At 72.4% G+C, this 15,052-nt stretch carries 13 protein-coding genes; 9 read left to right on the top strand and 4 right to left on the bottom strand.

Annotated features, from left to right (window positions below; all coding sequences use genetic code 11):
* Positions 1-85 precede the first annotated feature (85 nt).
* Genes ACE3UN_RS04920 through surE form a run of 3 tightly spaced genes read right to left on the bottom strand, consistent with a single transcriptional unit; the run spans position 86 to position 2,618 of the window.
* The gene (locus tag ACE3UN_RS04920) at positions 86-973 is read right to left on the bottom strand and encodes a peptidoglycan DD-metalloendopeptidase family protein (RefSeq protein WP_374673802.1); all 888 of its coding nucleotides are present in this window, start codon (positions 971-973) and stop codon (positions 86-88) included.
* Between the two features lie 29 nt (positions 974-1,002).
* Positions 1,003-1,842, bottom strand: a complete 840-nt coding sequence (locus ACE3UN_RS04915) for a protein-L-isoaspartate(D-aspartate) O-methyltransferase (RefSeq protein ID WP_374673801.1) — start codon at positions 1,840-1,842, stop codon at positions 1,003-1,005.
* A 5-nt stretch (positions 1,843-1,847) separates the two neighbouring features.
* Positions 1,848-2,618, bottom strand: coding sequence for a 5'/3'-nucleotidase SurE (surE, locus tag ACE3UN_RS04910; RefSeq protein ID WP_374673800.1), 771 nt, complete (start codon positions 2,616-2,618; stop codon positions 1,848-1,850).
* A gap of 130 nt (positions 2,619-2,748) precedes the next feature.
* Between surE and ACE3UN_RS04905 the strand changes: the two genes are divergently transcribed.
* The 3 genes from ACE3UN_RS04905 (at position 2,749) to ACE3UN_RS04895 (ending at position 6,901) form a co-directional block, all read left to right on the top strand.
* A complete protein-coding gene (locus ACE3UN_RS04905; RefSeq protein WP_374673799.1) occupies positions 2,749-3,726 on the top strand; it encodes an NADPH:quinone oxidoreductase family protein in 978 nt (325 codons plus the stop codon).
* A gap of 93 nt (positions 3,727-3,819) precedes the next feature.
* Positions 3,820-4,554 carry a LuxR C-terminal-related transcriptional regulator gene (locus ACE3UN_RS04900; RefSeq protein ID WP_374673798.1) on the top strand — a complete coding sequence of 245 codons (735 nt, stop codon included), beginning with the start codon at positions 3,820-3,822 and terminating at the stop codon, positions 4,552-4,554.
* Between the two features lie 46 nt (positions 4,555-4,600).
* The gene (locus tag ACE3UN_RS04895) at positions 4,601-6,901 is read left to right on the top strand and encodes a sensor histidine kinase (protein WP_374673797.1); all 2,301 of its coding nucleotides are present in this window, start codon (positions 4,601-4,603) and stop codon (positions 6,899-6,901) included.
* Here the strand turns inward: ACE3UN_RS04895 and ACE3UN_RS04890 are convergent.
* A complete protein-coding gene (locus ACE3UN_RS04890; RefSeq protein WP_374673795.1) occupies positions 6,843-8,390 on the bottom strand; it encodes a 3-hydroxyacyl-CoA dehydrogenase in 1,548 nt (515 codons plus the stop codon). The two genes, ACE3UN_RS04895 and ACE3UN_RS04890, sit on opposite strands and share 59 nt — an antisense overlap.
* 166 nt (positions 8,391-8,556) lie before the next feature.
* Between ACE3UN_RS04890 and ACE3UN_RS04885 the strand changes: the two genes are divergently transcribed.
* From ACE3UN_RS04885 to ACE3UN_RS04860, 6 genes are read left to right on the top strand one after another with little or no spacing between them, the layout of a single operon-like run.
* Complete coding sequence (locus ACE3UN_RS04885) at positions 8,557-9,744, top strand: ABC transporter substrate-binding protein (RefSeq protein WP_374673794.1); 1,188 nt, start codon at positions 8,557-8,559, stop codon at positions 9,742-9,744.
* Positions 9,745-9,778: 34 nt separating this feature from the next.
* On the top strand, positions 9,779-10,657 hold the full coding sequence (locus ACE3UN_RS04880; protein ID WP_374673793.1) for a branched-chain amino acid ABC transporter permease: 879 nt from the start codon (positions 9,779-9,781) through the stop codon (positions 10,655-10,657).
* Positions 10,654-11,667: a branched-chain amino acid ABC transporter permease gene (locus tag ACE3UN_RS04875; protein WP_374673792.1), complete on the top strand. Its 1,014-nt coding sequence runs from the start codon at positions 10,654-10,656 to the stop codon at positions 11,665-11,667. The genes ACE3UN_RS04880 and ACE3UN_RS04875 overlap by 4 nt, the downstream gene beginning before the upstream one ends.
* Positions 11,667-12,470, top strand: a complete 804-nt coding sequence (locus ACE3UN_RS04870) for an ABC transporter ATP-binding protein (RefSeq protein ID WP_374673791.1) — start codon at positions 11,667-11,669, stop codon at positions 12,468-12,470. Before ACE3UN_RS04875 ends, ACE3UN_RS04870 begins: the two co-directional genes overlap by 1 nt.
* On the top strand, positions 12,467-13,177 hold the full coding sequence (locus ACE3UN_RS04865) for an ABC transporter ATP-binding protein (RefSeq protein ID WP_374673790.1): 711 nt from the start codon (positions 12,467-12,469) through the stop codon (positions 13,175-13,177). Before ACE3UN_RS04870 ends, ACE3UN_RS04865 begins: the two co-directional genes overlap by 4 nt.
* A gap of 19 nt (positions 13,178-13,196) precedes the next feature.
* Positions 13,197-15,044, top strand: coding sequence for a feruloyl-CoA synthase (locus ACE3UN_RS04860; RefSeq protein WP_374673789.1), 1,848 nt, complete (start codon positions 13,197-13,199; stop codon positions 15,042-15,044).
* Positions 15,045-15,052: the final 8 nt, after the last annotated feature.

The following is a 15,052-nucleotide window of genomic DNA, read 5'->3' as shown; positions in this document are numbered from 1 at the left end:
GCAGTGCAGTGCGCAAATGGCAGCGCCGCCACGAGGGCGGCGCCGGCCAGGTCGGTTGGGGGGTGCGGCGGTGGGGTCGGGGGCCTCAGCGCGCGGGCAGCAGCTTGGCCGGGTCGATCGGCTTGCCCTGGCGACGCACCTCGAAGTGCAGTTGCACCCGCTCCGCGTCGGACGAGCCCATCTCGGCGATCTTCTGGCCCTTGCGCACCACCTGGTCTTCCTTCACCAGCAAGGTCTGGTTGTGGGCATACGCGGTCAGGTAGGTGGCGTTGTGCTTCACGATCACCAGGTTGCCGTAGCCGCGCAGGCCCGAGCCCGCATAGACGACGCGGCCATCGGCGGCAGCCAGGACCGGATCGCCCGCCTTGCCCGTGATGGCCAGGCCCTTGTTGCGGTTCTCGTCGAAGGCGGCGGCCACCGGGCCGGACGCGGGCCAGGCCCACTGCACGTCGTCGTCGTTGTCCTTGGCCGGCACGGCCGGCGCGGACGCCGGCGTGGCCGCGGCCCCGCTGGCGGCGGGCGCGGCGGGCTTGGCGCCCGCCGCGTCCAGCGGCTTGGCTTCGATCTTCGGCGTCGTCACCGGCTTGGTGGCCAGCACCTCCCCCGTGGGAGGCAGCACGCGCAGGACCTGGCCCACCTCGATGAGGTTGGGGTTCTCGATGCCGTTCCAGCGCGCGATGTCGCGCCACGCCTGGCCGGACTCGAGCGCAATGCGCATCAGCGTGTCGCCGGGCTTGACGGTGTAGGTGGCCGGGCGGGTATCGGTGCCGGAGGCGGAGGCCACCGGGGCCGGCGCGGTCGCGGGCTTGGCGGCCTCGACGGTCGTGGCGGGGCGGGCGGGCTGCCGTGCCGTGGCGCGGTCCTCGACCGGGGCCGGCGGGCGCGTGGACGCGCAGCCGGCGAGCGCCAGCGCGCAGGCCAGTGCCATCCAGCCGAACATCCGGGAAGCCGGGGGCCGTGGGAGCTTGGTCATCGGGTGGGAAGACCGCAGTCGGTCGTACGTCAACAAGTGCCGGATTTTAAGGGGACGAACTGGACGGCCTCGCCGTGCTGCCGGCGCAGGCCGTCCGGCATGCGGTCCACGATGACCAGGATCTGCCCCCGCCCGTCCGGATGGCGGGCCGGCGCCACCAGCCGTCCACCCACGGCCAGCTGGTCCAGCCAGGCGGCCGGCAGGTCGTCGCCCCCGGCGGCGGCGATGATGGTGTCGTAGGGCGCATGGGGTGGATGCCCGCGCATGCCATCGGCATGCACCAGGCGACAGCGCGGCACGTCCAGCCGCCCAAGGTGGTGGGCGGCCAGGCGGTGCAGCGGCTCCAGGCGCTCGACGGACACGACGTGCGTGGCCAGTTGCGCCAGCACGGCGGCCTGGTAGCCGCAGCCGGTGCCGATCTCGAGCACGCGGCCGAGGTGGCCGCGCGCCCGCGCGCCTTCGCCCAGGTAGAGCCATTCGATCATGCGCGCCACGACGGACGGCTTGGAGATGGTCTGCTGCAGGCCGATGGGCAGGCTCGTGTCCTCGTAGGCCTGGGCCACCAGCGCGGAATCGACGAACTCGTGGCGTGGCACCTGCGCCATGGCCTGCAGCACCGGCTCGCAGCGCACGCCGTCGGCCCGCAGACGCTGCACCAGCGCCAGGCGCACCGGCGCACTGTCCAGGCCCAGGCCGCGCGGCGCGCTGGCCCGGGCGGCATCGCGCGCCGCTTCGTGCAGGTGGCGCTGGGGACGCAGCAGCTGCGCCTGCGGCGGGCCGGCGCGCCCCGTGCGCAGCGCGTCGAGCGAGGCCGGAAAGCGGGCCGCTCGGCCGGGCGACAACGGGGGCTTCGGGGGCTTGGACGACATGGCGGCTAGCCGCCCAGGCGCGCACGCCAATCCGGCAGTGCGGCGTGGTCGGTCAGGTCCACCTGCAGCGGCGTGATCGATACCCGGCCCTGGGCGACGGCGTGGAAGTCGGTGCCCTCCCCGGCCTCGCGCGCATCGCCGGCCGGCCCGATCCAGTACACCGGCTCGCCGCGCGGGCTGATCTGGCGGATCACCGGCTCGCTGGCGTGGCGCCGGCCCAGGCGGGTGACTGCCCAGCCGAGCTGGTCCGCGTCCGGCCGGTTGGGGATGTTCACGTTCAGCAGCCAGGCCGGCTGGCCCGGGGCCCGCTGCGCCACCGAGGCGAGCACCGACTCGACCACCCGCCGCGCCGTGCGGGCGGCGGCATCCAGGTGCGTCCAGCCCTTGTCCACCTGCGAGAAGGCGATGGCGGGAATGCCGAACAGGTAGCCTTCCATGGCCGCGGCCACGGTGCCGGAATACAGGGTGTCGTCCCCCATGTTCGCGCCCTGGTTGATGCCGGAGAGCACGAGGTCGGGGCGCTGCGGAAGCAGCCCGGTGAGCGCAATATGCACACTGTCGGACGGCGTGCCGGTGACGAAGCGGAAGCCGTTGACCGGCTCGCCGCGCGCCTCGTGCACGCTCAGCGGACGGTTCAGCGTGAGCGAGTTCGACGTGCCGCTGGCATTCTGCTCGGGCGCGATGACGTCGATCTCGCCCAGGCCCTGGCAAGCCTGCACCAGCGCGGCAATGCCGGGGGCCAGGTAGCCGTCGTCGTTCGCGATCAGGATGCGCATGGGCCGATTGTAGGCAGCGCCGTGCCCGCGTCGCGGCGCCGTCACAGCGCGTCGCCTGGGCGACAGCCTGGCCGGGCGGCGTGCCTATCATCGCCCGTCACCTTGATCTGGCTCAGCCGAGGAGCGCTCGATGCATGCATGGCTTTGTGAATCCACCACCGGCCCCGACGGCCTGGCCTGGCGCGAGCTGCCGACGCCGGAACCGGCGCCAGACGAGGTGCGCATTGCCATCGCGGCGGCCAGCATCAATTTCCCGGACCTGCTCACGGTGCAGGGCAAGTACCAGGTGCGCCCGCCCCTGCCCTTCGTGCCGGGCTCGGAGTTCGCCGGGCGTGTCGACGCCGTCGGGGCCGGGGTCACGCACCTGAAGCCGGGCGATGCCGTCGCCGCGATCGGCAGCTCGGGCGGCTTCGCCACCCACGCCTGCGTGAAGGCCAGCCAGGTGATCCCGCTGCCGGCGGGCTTTCCGCTGAACGACGCCGCGGCCTTCGCCTTCACCTACGGCACGTCCCACCACGCTCTCATCGACCGGGGCCAGCTGCGGGCCGGCGAGACGGTGCTGGTGCTCGGTGCGGCGGGCGGCGTGGGCACGGCCGCGATCCAGATCGCCAAGGCTGCCGGCGCACGCGTGATCGCCGCCGCCTCCACGGACGCCAAGTGCGAGGCGTGCCGGCAGCTGGGCGCCGACGCCACCCTCAACTACAGCACGGCGTCGCTGCGCGACGAGCTGAAGGCGCTCACCGGCGGCAAGGGGCCGGACGTGGTCTACGACCCCGTCGGCGGCGACCTGGCCGAGCCGGCGCTGCGCGGCATCGCCTGGCGCGGCCGCTACCTGGTGGTGGGCTTCGCTGCCGGGGGGATCCCGGCCCTGCCCTTCAACCTGCCGCTGCTCAAGGGCGCCTCCATCGTCGGCGTGTTCTGGGGCGATTTCGTCCGCCGGGAGCCGCAGGCCAGCGCGCAAGCCCTGGGCGAGCTGGCGCGCTGGTACGCCGAGGGCAGGATCCGCCCTGTCATCGACACCCTGCTGCCCATGAGCGAGGTGCCTGCCGCCTACCGGCGCATGGCCGCCCGCGAGATCACCGGCAAGCTGGTGCTCGTGAATCCGTAACCAGCGGTTGCAGTCCCCCAAAGGAGGGCTCGGTACGACGCAGGTACGCTGCTAGCATCCCCTGCCACGTCAAGCAGTTCAGGGAGTGGATACATGACAGTCAAGGTGCTGATCCTCGAAGACAACCCGGTGGCGCGCGATTTCCTCTCGCGCGTCCTGCGCGAGAGCTTCAGCGACCCCATCTCCATCACGGAGGCCGGCGACCTCGAGACGGCTCGCCAGCAGATCGCGCTCACCGGCCCGCAGGGCCTGCACGGGGCCGACCCGTTCAAGCTCATGCTGGTGGACCTCGAGCTGCCGGATGGCAACGGCCTGGAACTGCTGGCGGAGCTCACCCAGTACCCGGCCACCAAGGTGGTCACCACGCTGTATTCGGACGACGACCACCTGTTCCCGGCCCTGCAGTGCGGCGCGGACGGCTACCTGCTGAAGGAAGACCGTTTCGACGTGCTCGTGGAGGAACTGCGCAAGATCGTGCTGGGCCAGCCGCCCCTGTCGCCCGCCATCGCGCGGCGGCTGCTCACGCACTTCCGCCATGGGGCGGCCGCCGATGCGCCCATCAGCCAGCTGGGCGGCCTGTCGCCCACGCCGGGCAGCGGCGGCAAGCCGGTGCCCATCGAGAAGCCGGTCGACCTGCCCCACCTCACCCCGCGCGAGATCGAGGTGCTCACCTACCTGAGCAAGGGTTTCACGATCAAGGAGATCGCGAACCTCATGGGCATCAAGTGGTTCACGGTGAACGACCACATCAAGTCCATCTACCGCAAGCTCAACGTCTCCAGCCGCGCGGAAGCCGCCGTGCTGGCCAGCAAGCAGGGTCTGGTCTGACCCGCGGCAGGGCCGCCGCGGCGGCCCGCCCCCCCCGGGCAGCGCCATGACCCGCAGTACCTTCGACGACACGCCAGATTCCGGCCTGCCGGCCGACAGCGGCTGGGCCCCCGCTTCCCGCCTGGGCGAGCCGGCCAGCGGCAGCACCGCGTCCGGGTTCGCCTCCGGCACACCGCGCATCGGCTGGCGGCGCCAGGCGCTGCTGCTCGCGGCGGTGATGGCCTGCCTCACCGTCTTCCTGCTGGCCCGGGTGATGGCCAACAACCCGCACATCCCGGCGGACTGGAAGATCACCGCCGATGGCCAGCTGGAGCTGGCCTACACCCCGCTGCCCGCCCTGAAGGACCTGGCCGGGCAGACGCTGCGCGGCGTGGAGACGCCGCGGGGGTCCGTGCTGCCCTTCGGGGCGCTGGCAATGACGCACTCGTCGCGCTGGATCGCAGACGACGCGCTGCGTGAACAGCTGGTGGCCACCCGCCTCGCGGTGGCCCAGTCGCTGGAGGCCGGCCGCGTGGTGCTGGTCTTCCGCCAGGGCGAACGTGTCGAGCTCACCGCCCAGCCGCGGGGTTACGCGGCGCTGGGCGCCATGTTCTGGCTGCTCTGCGCCTTCGCCATGGTGCTGTTCCTGGTCGGCTGGATCGTGCCGCTGGTCCAGCCGCAGGCGCGCAACCTGCTGTACGCCGTGATGGCGCTGTCGCAGTCCGGGCAGCTGCTGCTGGCCGCCGTGGCGTCCGTCCCCGGGCTCACGCTGCCGTCGAGCCTGGTGGTGCAGGAGCACGCCATGCTCACCGTGCTGGACATGGCCACGGCCTCGGCCGTGCTGCACGCCACCGCGCTGCACCCCTATCGCTCGGCCTGGCGCACGGTGCCCGCCCTGCTGAGCTGGGCCGCGACCTTCACCTTCGCCACCTGGTCGGTGGTGGCGGGGCACGGGTATGTCTGGTGGTGGCCGCAGGCCTTGCTGCTGGTGGACGGCGCCTTGTGCATCACCTTCCTGGCCTGGCCGGTGAGCGGCCAGGCGCATCCCTTCGCCCTGGTGATGCGCCGGTTCGCCGCGGTGACGGTGGGCGCGCTGATCCTGCTGACGATGGCCGTGACGCTGGTGCCGCTGATGCCGCCGGACGTGCAGCCGCTGGCCGCCGTCGGCCCGGTGATCTGGAACGTGTTCTTCGCGTCGGTGATCCTCATGGTGCCGTTCATCTCACGTTCGCAGAACGTGATGCGCGAGTTCGCCATGCTGGCCGGCGTGAGCACGGTCGCCACCTCGGTGGACCTGCTGTTCGTGGCGGTGTTCTCGTTCAGCCAGTTCGCCTCGCTCACGCTGTCGCTGTTTATCGCGCTGGGCGCCTACGCGGCGGTGCGCCAGTGGGTGCTCAACCAGATGATGGGCGCCCGGGCCCTCACCACCGAGCGCATGTTCGAGCACCTCTACCGGATCGCGCGCGAGGTGGAGGCCAAGCCGGAGCGCGCCGCCGAGCGCATGGCGGACCTGCTGCGCCACGTGTTCGAGCCACTGGAGGCCACGCGCACCGGCGGCGCCGCGCGCAGCAGCCGGGTGGTGGCCAATGGCTCCGTGCTGCTGGTGCCCGTGCCCAACCTGACACAGTCGCCCATGCTGGAGGGCCAGATCGCCCTGCGCTTCGCCGAGCGCGGCAAGCGCCTGTTCACGCCCGAGGACGCCCGGCTGGCCGACCGCATCGTGGAGCAGCTCATGCGTGCGCTGGCGCACGACCGCGCGGTCGAGCGCGGCCGCAGCGAGGAGCGCCAGCGCATCGCCCAGGACCTGCACGACGACATCGGCGCCCGCCTGCTGACGCTCATGTACAAGGCGCCCAGCAAGGAGATGGAGGACTACGTCCGCCACACCCTGCAGGACCTGAAAACGCTCACGCGCGGCCTGGCCGCGTCGACCCACTCGCTGAACCTGGCCGCCGCCGAATGGAAGGCCGACATCACCCAGCGCCTGGACGCCGTGCGGTGCGAGCTGGAATGGAGCGCCGCCTTCGACCAGGAGCTCACCCTGTCCATGGTGCAGTGGTCGTCGCTCACGCGCATCCTGCGTGAGCTGGTGAGCAACTGCATCGCCCACTCGCAGGCCACCCGCGTGGTGATGGACCTGCGGCTGCAGGACGGTCAGTTCACGCTCACCATGAGCGACGACGGCGTCGGCCGCGAGCCAGCCCGCTGGTCCCATGGCCTCGGCCTGGGCGGCATACGCAAACGCGTCAAGCTGATGGGCGGCACGGTGTCCTGGCAGGAACGCGAGCCGCGCGGCATCGTCTGCCTGGTCAGCGTGCCGAACCTGCGCGGCTCGGCGGCGGGCAGCGGCGCCGCAGCCAAGGGCTGACCCGGTAGCGCTCGCCGCGGTAGAAGGCGTCCAGCGCGTCCAACAGCGCCACCACGGCGGGCAGCTCCCAGCGCTGCAGCCACTCGAAGGGCCCGGCGGGGTAGTTCACGCCCAGCTTCATCGCGAGGTCGGCGCCCTCGGGGGAGCACACGCCCTGCTGCACCGCGTCGGCCGCCTCGTTGATGAGCATGGCCACGGTGCGGGCCACCACCAGGCCGGCCACGTCCTCGATCTGCACCGGGCGCACGCCCGCCGTGGCGAGCACCGCTCCCACGGTGGCACGCGCGTCGTCGGAGACGTCGGGGCCCGCGCCCCAGGCCAGGGCCGCGCCCGGCGCTGAGGGCAGCGGCAGGTCGAACACGGCAGTCGGCACACCGTCGGCCGCGCCACGGTGCGCGGCCAGGCGCCCGTCGGTCAGCGCGAGCCGCAGGCCGTCCCAGGCCATGCCGACCCAGTCGCCCCCATCCCCAGGAGAAGCCTGCTCCACCTGCACGCCGGCCGCCGCCAGCGCCTCGCACCAGCGTTGACCGAACGCTGCCACGGCATCCCCCGCCCCGGCGTGCCAGCGCACGCGCCCAGGCAGCGTGCCGGCCAGCGGCTCGGGCAGCGCCGGCGTGGCCGCTGCCTCCCCATAGGGGTAGAAGCCCCGCCCGCTCTTGCGCCCCAGCCAACCGCCATCCACCAGTTCGCGCTGCACCAGCGAGGGTTGGTAGCGCTTGTCGCCGAAGTTCGCGCCGTAGACCGACTCCGTGACGGCGAAGTTGGTGTCGTGGCCGATGAGGTCCATGAGTTCGCACGGGCCCATGCGGAAGCCGACGCCGCGCAGGCAGGCGTCCAGCACCTCGGGCGGGGCCGCCCGCTCCTGCAGCAAGGCCAGCGTCTCAGCGTAGTAGGGCCGGGCGATGCGGTTCACGATGAAGCCCGGCGTGGACCGGGCATGCACCGCCGTCTTGCCCCAGGCGGTGGCCAGGGCAGCCACCTGATCGGCCACCGCCGGATCGGTGTGCAGCCCCGAGACCACCTCCACCAGCTTCATGAGCGGCACCGGGTTGAAGAAGTGCATGCCGACCACGCGCCCCGGGTGTGCCAGGCCGCGCGCCAGCGCCGTGATGGAGATCGACGAGGTGTTGGAGGCCAGGATGGCCGTGGGCGACAGGCGCGCCTCCAGCTCGCGCAGCAAGGCGCGCTTGGCGTCCAGCTGCTCGACGATGGCTTCGACCACCAAGCCGGCCCCCGCCGCGGCGTCGAGCGCGTCCACGGGGTGCAAGCGGGCCAGTGCCTCGTCCACCGCCGCGTCGGTCAGCCGGCCTTTGGCCGCCAGGCCGCGCAGGGTGGTGGCCAGCTGGGTGCAGGCGGCCGCGGCGGCGCCGGGGCGGTTGTCGTGCAGCCAGACGCGGTGGCCGGCGAGCGCGGCCACCTGGGCGATGCCGGCGCCCATGATGCCGGCGCCCACCACCAGCACGGGAGTCGCAGGAGAGGAATGGCTCATCGGATGCGGAAGAGGTGCATGCGCCCACGAGGCGCGGGGCCGTGAGCATAACCGCCCACGGGTGGCAGGGTATGCACTATATTGCCTTCTCTGGACCGCCTCGCGTAGCCTTGCCGCACCTTGAGCACGCACCATACTGCATGCTCGCCAGCGACAGGAGACTTTGATGCGAACCCGCCGTGCCCTCTGTGCGTCCATCCCCCTGATCGCCGCTGCGGCGGCCCTTGGCCTGGCGGCCGGCAGCGCCGCCGCCCAGGGCGCACCCAAGCTCAAGGTGGGCCTGATGCTGCCCTACACCGGCACCTACGCGGCGCTGGGGACAGCCATCGAGAACGGCTTCCGCCTGCACCTGGCCGAGCAGGGCGGCAAGCTCGGCGGTCGCGAGGTCGAGCTGTTCAAGGTGGACGACGAGAGCGACCCCGCCAAGGCCACCGACAACGTGAACAAGCTGGTCAAGCGCGACCAGGTGGACGTGCTGGTGGGCACCGTGCACTCGGGCGTGGCCATGGCCATGGCCAAGGTGGCCAAGGAGACCGGCACGCTGCTGGTGGTGCCCAACGCCGGCGCCGACGCCGTGACCGGCCCCTTCTGCAGCCCGAACATCGTGCGCAGCTCGTTCTCGAACTGGCAGCCCGCCTACGCCATGGGCGAGGTGGTGGCCAATCGCGGCCACAAGAAGGCGGTGACCATCACCTGGAAGTACGCCGCCGGCGACGAATCGGTCAAGGGCTTCAAGGAGGCCTTCGAGAAGAACGGCGGCCAGGTGGTCAAGGAGCTCAACCTGCCCTTCCCCAACGTCGAGTTCCAGGCGCTGCTCACCGAGATCGCCGCCAGCAAGCCCGACGCCGTCTACACCTTCTTCGCCGGTGCCGGCGCGGTGAAGTTCGTCAAGGACTATGCGGCGGCCGGCCTGAAGAAGACCATCCCGCTGTACGGCCCGGGCTTCCTCACCGACGGTACGCTGGAGGCGCAAGGGGCGGACGCCGATGGGCTGATCACGACCATGCACTACGGCGACAGCCTGAACACGCCGCGCGACAACGCGTTCCGCCTGGCCTACGCCAAGGCCTACAAGCTCCAGCCCGACGTCTATGCGGTGCAGGGCTACGACGCCGCGCAGATCCTGGGCATCGGCCTGACCGCGGTGAAGGGCGACGTGGCGAAGAAGGCCGAGTTCGCCGCCGCCGTGCAGAAGGCGCGCATCGACAGCCCGCGGGGCGCGTTCACGATCAGCAAGGCCGGCAACCCGGTGCAGGACATCTACCTGCGCCAGGTGAGCGCCAAGGAGAACAAGGTGATCGGCGTGGCCTCCAAGGCGCTCGCCGACCCGGCCCGCGGCTGCAAGGCGTCCTGAGCGCGCACCGGGCCCGCCGCCTACCCGCGAAGGCATGGACCTCGCCACCTTTCTCGTCCAGTGCCTGAACGCGCTGCAGTACGGGCTGCTGCTGTTCCTGGTGGCCTCCGGCCTGACGCTGATCTTCGGGATCATGGGCGTCATCAACCTGGCGCACGGCAGCTTCTACATGATCGGCGCCTACATGGCCTACGCGCTGGCGCCTGCCGTGGCGGCCACGCTGGGGGGCGGCTTCTTCGCCACCCTGGCGGTGGGGCTGGTGCTGGCGGTGGCGCTGGGCTATGTGCTGGAGTGGGCCTTCTTCAGCTACCTGTACGAGCGTGAGCACCTGCAGCAGGTGCTCATGACCTACGGGCTGATCCTGGTGTTCGAGGAGCTGCGCTCCATCCTGGTGGGCGACGACGTGCACAGCGTGGCGCCGCCCGCCTGGCTGGCCGGCAGCGTGCCCCTGGGTGAGCTGATGAGCTACCCGGTGTACCGGCTGTTCCTCTCCGGCGTGTGCCTGCTGCTGGCGGGCGGCATGTGGCTGGTGTTCCGGCGCACCCGGCTGGGCATGATGATCCGGGCCGGGGCCACGCACCGGGAGATGGTGCAGTCGCTGGGCATCGACATCGGGTTTCTCTACCGCGTGGTGTTCGCCGCCGGGGTGGCGCTGGCGGCGCTGGCCGGCATGCTCGCGGCCCCGGTGTCGTCCGTGTACCCCGGCATGGGCAGCCAGGTGCTCATCATCTGCTTCGTGGTGGTGGTCATCGGCGGCATCGGTTCCATCCGCGGCGCGCTGCTGGCGGCGCTGCTGATCGGCGTGGTGGACACCTTCGGCAAGGTGGTGTTCCCGCAGGCGGCCGGCGTGCTGGTGTACCTGCTCATGGCGCTGATCCTGCTGTGGAAGCCGGACGGGTTGTTCAAGGCATGAGCGGTCGTCTTCCTTCCGCCGCGACGCTGGCCGTCGTGGCCGGTGCCCTGGCCCTCGCGCTGTTCCCGCTGGCAGTGGGCAGCTTCGGCATCGACCTGGTCGCCAAGACCATGGTCTACGCCATCCTGGCGCTGAGCCTGCAGCTGCTGGTGGGCCTGACCGGCCTGGTCTGCTTCGGCCAGGCCGCCCTGTTCGGCCTGGCGGCCTATGCCACGGTGCGCCTGTCGCCGGAAGCCGAGGGCGCGTCGCTGTGGTGGCTGCTGCCGGCCAGCGCGGCGGTGTCGGCCGCTTACGCGCTCTTCATGGGCGCGCTGTCGCTGCGCACGCGCGGCGTGTACTTCATCATGGTCACGCTGGCCTTCGCGCAGATGGCCTACTACCTGGTGCACGACACCCCCCTGGGCGGCGGCACGGACGGCATCTACCTGTACGTCAAGCCCACCCTGTCGGTGGGTGGCCTCACCCTGGCCGACCTGGACCAGCCGCTGCACTTCTACTACCTCACGCTCGGCTGCCTGGCGGCCGTGTTCGCGCTGCTGGCCGCGCTCACCCGTTCGCGCTTCGGCCGCGCCCTGGCCGGCGTCCATGCCAACGAGCAGCGCATGCGCGCCGCCGGCTTCTCCACCTACCCCTACAAGTTGGCGGCCTTCGTGCTCTCGGGCGCCATCGCCGGCGTCGCGGGCTGCCTGTTCGCGGTGAAGGACGGCTTCGTGAACCCCGAGCTGCTGTCCTGGCACCTGTCGGGCGCCGTGCTGATCATGGTCATCCTCGGCGGCCTGGGCCACCTGCGCGGCGCGGTGGTCGGCGCCTTCGCCTTCACGCTGCTGCAGGAGCTGTTCCAGAGCCAGGCGGTGTTCGGCGACTTCGCCAAGCACTGGCACCTGGGCCTGGGCGCCACCATCATCGCCTGCGTGGCCGGGCTGCCCCACGGGTTGATCGGCCTGCCCGGCCAGCTGCGCCGGCGACTGGCCGGGCCGGCCGTCGCCCGGGCCGCCGAGGAGGTGTCCTGATGTCCGCCGCGCCCGATGTGCTGCTGCGCTGCGAGGACCTGACCCGCCGCTGGGGCGGGCTGGTGGCGGTGGACGGGGTGAGCCTGGCCTTCGCACGGGGCCAGGTGCACGCCGTCATCGGCACCAACGGTGCCGGCAAGAGCACGCTGGTGAACCTGCTGTCGGGTGACATCGCACCGAGTGCCGGACGGGTGGAACTGCTGGGGCAGGACGTGACCGCCTGGGCGCAGCCGCGCCGCGCGCGGGCCGGCCTGGGGCGCAGCTACCAGCGCAACACCCTGTTCCCCGCGTTCTCGGTGCTCGAGAACTGCCGGCTCGCCGCCCAGGCGCGCCACCCGCGGCCCTGGGCCCTGTGGGAGCCGGCCTCGCGCTGCCACACCAGCCTGGACGCGGCCCGCCAGGCGTGCGCCCGCGCGGGGCTGGACGCCGTGCTCGAGCGCCCGGCCGGGCTGCTGAGCCACGGCCAGAAGCGGCAGCTGGAGATCGCCATGTGCCTGGCCACGGCGCCGCAGGTGCTGCTGCTGGACGAGCCGCTGGCCGGCATGGGCGCGGAGGAGACCGAGCGCATGCTTGCACTGCTCGCCGAGCTGCGCCAGGGGCACGCCATGCTGCTGGTGGAGCACGACATGGACGCCGTGTTCCGCGTGGCCGACTGGATCACCGTGATGGTGAACGGGGCGGTGATCGCCTCGGCCGCGCCGGCCGACGTGCGCCGCGACCCGCTCGTGCAGGCGGCCTACCTGGGCGGCCACGGCGCCGACAGCGCCGGCGGGGGCGCCCTGGCCACGGGGGCCGTGGCATGAGCGTGCCGGTGATCGAGGGGCGTGACCTGCACGCCTGGTACGGATCGAGCCACGTGCTGCACGGGGTGGACATCGCGGTGCAGCCGGGCGAGACCGTGGGCCTGCTCGGCCGCAACGGCATGGGCAAGAGCACGCTCATCCGCACGCTGCTGGGCCATGTGAAGCAGCGCGAGGGCCGCATCGCCGTGCGCGGCGCCGATTGCTCGCGCGCCGCCCCGCACGAGGTGGCGCGCCGCGGCGTGGCCTATGTGCCCGAGGGCCGCGGCGTGTTCCCGAACCTCGACGTGCGCGAGAACCTGGTGATGGCCGCCCGCCCCGGGCGCGACGGCCGGCGCGACTGGACGCTGGAGCGCGTGCTGGCCACCTTCCCCCGCCTGGCCGAGCGGCTGCGCCATGCCGGCGGCCAGCTGTCCGGCGGCGAACAGCAGATGCTGTCCATCGGCCGCGCCCTCATGACCCACCCCGACCTCGTCATCCTGGACGAGGCCACCGAGGGCCTGGCCCCGCTGATCGTGGCGGAGATCTGGCGCGTGATCGGAGAGATCCGCGCCACAGGCATCGCCACGCTCATCGTCGACCGCGACTACCGGCGGGTGGCGGCCCAGGCCGACCGCCTGGTGGTGCTGCAGAAGGGCCAGGTGGTGCTCGCCGGCCCGGCGGGCGAACTGGCGCACGGCCCGGCACTCGCCGCCTGCCTGGGCGTATGACCGCGACAAGGAGACCCCCATGGACTGCCGCTCCGTCCTGCTGACCGACCCGGCCGTGCTGCCCTTCGGCGAGCCGGGTGCCCTGGCCCCGTCGCGCGTGGTGCGCGAAGACCGGCCGGACGGCAGCTTCGTGCTGCGCAGCGCCGAGGCCCTGCAGCCCTTCGCGCGCTGCGTGGGCGACTGGCTGGAGCACTGGGCCGTCACCACGCCCGATGCCCTGTTCCTGGCCGAGCGCGACGGCACGGGCGGCTGGCGCCGCCTGACGTATGCCCAGGCCCGGACCGCCGTCGGCCGCGTGGCGCAGGCGCTGCTCGACATGCGGCTGCCGGCGGGCGCACCGGTGGTGGTGCTGTCGGACAACGGCGTGGACCACGCCCTGCTCGCCCTGGCCGCCCAGCACATCGGCCAGCCGGTGTGCACGGTATCCAGCGCGTACTGCCGCCTCACGCGGGACTACACCAAGATCCACGGCATCCTCGACACGGTGGACCCGGCCCTCGTGTATGCCGCCGAGCCCGGCGTGTACGGGCCGCCGCTGCTCGGCTGGGCCGCGCGTGGCCACCGGCCGGTGGTGTTCAGCCGCGGGGCCGCGGAGCTGCCTGGCGCCCGGGCGTTCGACGAGCTGCTGGCCACGCCCGAGACGCCGGCCGTGGCAGCCGCCTTCGCGCACGTCACCCCCGGCACCCACGCCAAGTACCTGCTCACCAGCGGCTCCACCGGCACGCCCAAGGTGGTGATCAACACCCACCGCATGCTGTGCGCGAACCAGCAGCAGATGGCGCAGGCCTGGCCCTTCCTCAACCGCCACCCGCTGCGCCTGCTGGACTGGCTGCCCTGGAGCCACACCTTCGGCGGCAACCACAACTTCCACCTGGTGCTGGCGCACGGCGGCAGCCTGCATGTGGACGACGGGCGGCCCATGCCCGGCCTGATCGAGAAGACCGTGGCCAACCTGCGGGAGGTGCGGCCCAACTTCCTGTTCAACGTGCCGCGCGGCTTCGACATGCTGCTGCCCTTCCTGGAGAGCGACGAGGACTTCGCCCGCGCCTTCTTCGAGCCGCTCGAGGGCCTGTTCTACGCGGGTGCCGCCCTGCCCCAGAGCCTGTGGCAGCGGCTGGAGGCCGTGGCCTGCCGCGTGCGCCAGCGCCCGGTGTGGTTCACCTCGTCGTGGGGGGCCACCGAGACGGCACCCGCCGTCACCAGCGTGCACTGGCCCATTGACCGCGCGGGCTGCATCGGCTCGCCCCTGCCGGGCGTGGCGCTCAAGTTCGTGCCCACCGAGGGCGGCGCCGGCGGCAAGCTGGAGATGCGCGTGCGCGGCCCCAGCGTCTTCCCCGGCTATCGGCACGCGCCCGAGCTCACCGCCCAGGCCTTCGACGACGAGGGCTACTACCGCATCGGCGACGCCGGCCGGCTGGTGGACCCGCAGGACCCGAGCCAGGGCGTGGCCTTCGACGGCCGCGTGGCCGAGGACTTCAAGCTCATGAGCGGCACCTGGGTGTCCGTGGGCACGCTGCGCCTGCGTGCCGTGGCGGCGCTCAGCCCGCTGGCGGCGGACGTGGTGGTGACCGGGCACGACCGCGAGGAGGTGGGCCTGCTGGTGTTCCCCAGCCCCGCCGGGCTGGCCATGGAGCCCATGGCGCGGGCCGAGCATGTGCGCCGCGCCCTGCAGGCGCTGCGCGCGGAAGGCGGCGGCTCCTCGCAGACGCCCACGCGCGCGATGTGGCTGGCCGAGCCGCCCAACGCCGACGCGGGCGAGATCACCGACAAGGGCTACCTCAACCAGCGCGCCGTGCTGGTGCGCCGCGCGGCGCAGGTGCTGGCCCTGTACAGTGCCGTCGCCAGCCCCGACGTCATCCGCATCTGACCCGTCTC

The organism is Ideonella sp. (assembly GCF_041918995.1).
GTDB lineage: Bacteria > Pseudomonadota > Gammaproteobacteria > Burkholderiales > Burkholderiaceae_C > Ideonella.
The sequence above is the reverse complement of the archived record's forward strand: the minus strand, read 5'-3'. Positions and strand labels throughout refer to the sequence as shown.

Excerpts from the sequence above, each read along its gene's own strand:
- ACE3UN_RS04920 (WP_374673802.1), bottom strand. The coding sequence starts at position 973 with ATGACCAAGCTCCCACGGCCCCCGGCTTCCCGGATGTTCGGCTGGATG.
- ACE3UN_RS04915 (WP_374673801.1), bottom strand. The coding sequence starts at position 1,842 with ATGTCGTCCAAGCCCCCGAAGCCCCCGTTGTCGCCCGGCCGAGCGGCC.
- surE (WP_374673800.1), bottom strand. The coding sequence starts at position 2,618 with ATGCGCATCCTGATCGCGAACGACGACGGCTACCTGGCCCCCGGCATT.
- ACE3UN_RS04905 (WP_374673799.1), top strand. The coding sequence starts at position 2,749 with ATGCATGCATGGCTTTGTGAATCCACCACCGGCCCCGACGGCCTGGCC.
- ACE3UN_RS04900 (WP_374673798.1), top strand. The coding sequence starts at position 3,820 with ATGACAGTCAAGGTGCTGATCCTCGAAGACAACCCGGTGGCGCGCGAT.
- ACE3UN_RS04895 (WP_374673797.1), top strand. The coding sequence starts at position 4,601 with ATGACCCGCAGTACCTTCGACGACACGCCAGATTCCGGCCTGCCGGCC.
- ACE3UN_RS04890 (WP_374673795.1), bottom strand. The coding sequence starts at position 8,390 with ATGAGCCATTCCTCTCCTGCGACTCCCGTGCTGGTGGTGGGCGCCGGC.
- ACE3UN_RS04885 (WP_374673794.1), top strand. The coding sequence starts at position 8,557 with ATGCGAACCCGCCGTGCCCTCTGTGCGTCCATCCCCCTGATCGCCGCT.
- ACE3UN_RS04880 (WP_374673793.1), top strand. The coding sequence starts at position 9,779 with ATGGACCTCGCCACCTTTCTCGTCCAGTGCCTGAACGCGCTGCAGTAC.
- ACE3UN_RS04875 (WP_374673792.1), top strand. The coding sequence starts at position 10,654 with ATGAGCGGTCGTCTTCCTTCCGCCGCGACGCTGGCCGTCGTGGCCGGT.
- ACE3UN_RS04870 (WP_374673791.1), top strand. The coding sequence starts at position 11,667 with ATGTCCGCCGCGCCCGATGTGCTGCTGCGCTGCGAGGACCTGACCCGC.
- ACE3UN_RS04865 (WP_374673790.1), top strand. The coding sequence starts at position 12,467 with ATGAGCGTGCCGGTGATCGAGGGGCGTGACCTGCACGCCTGGTACGGA.
- ACE3UN_RS04860 (WP_374673789.1), top strand. The coding sequence starts at position 13,197 with ATGGACTGCCGCTCCGTCCTGCTGACCGACCCGGCCGTGCTGCCCTTC.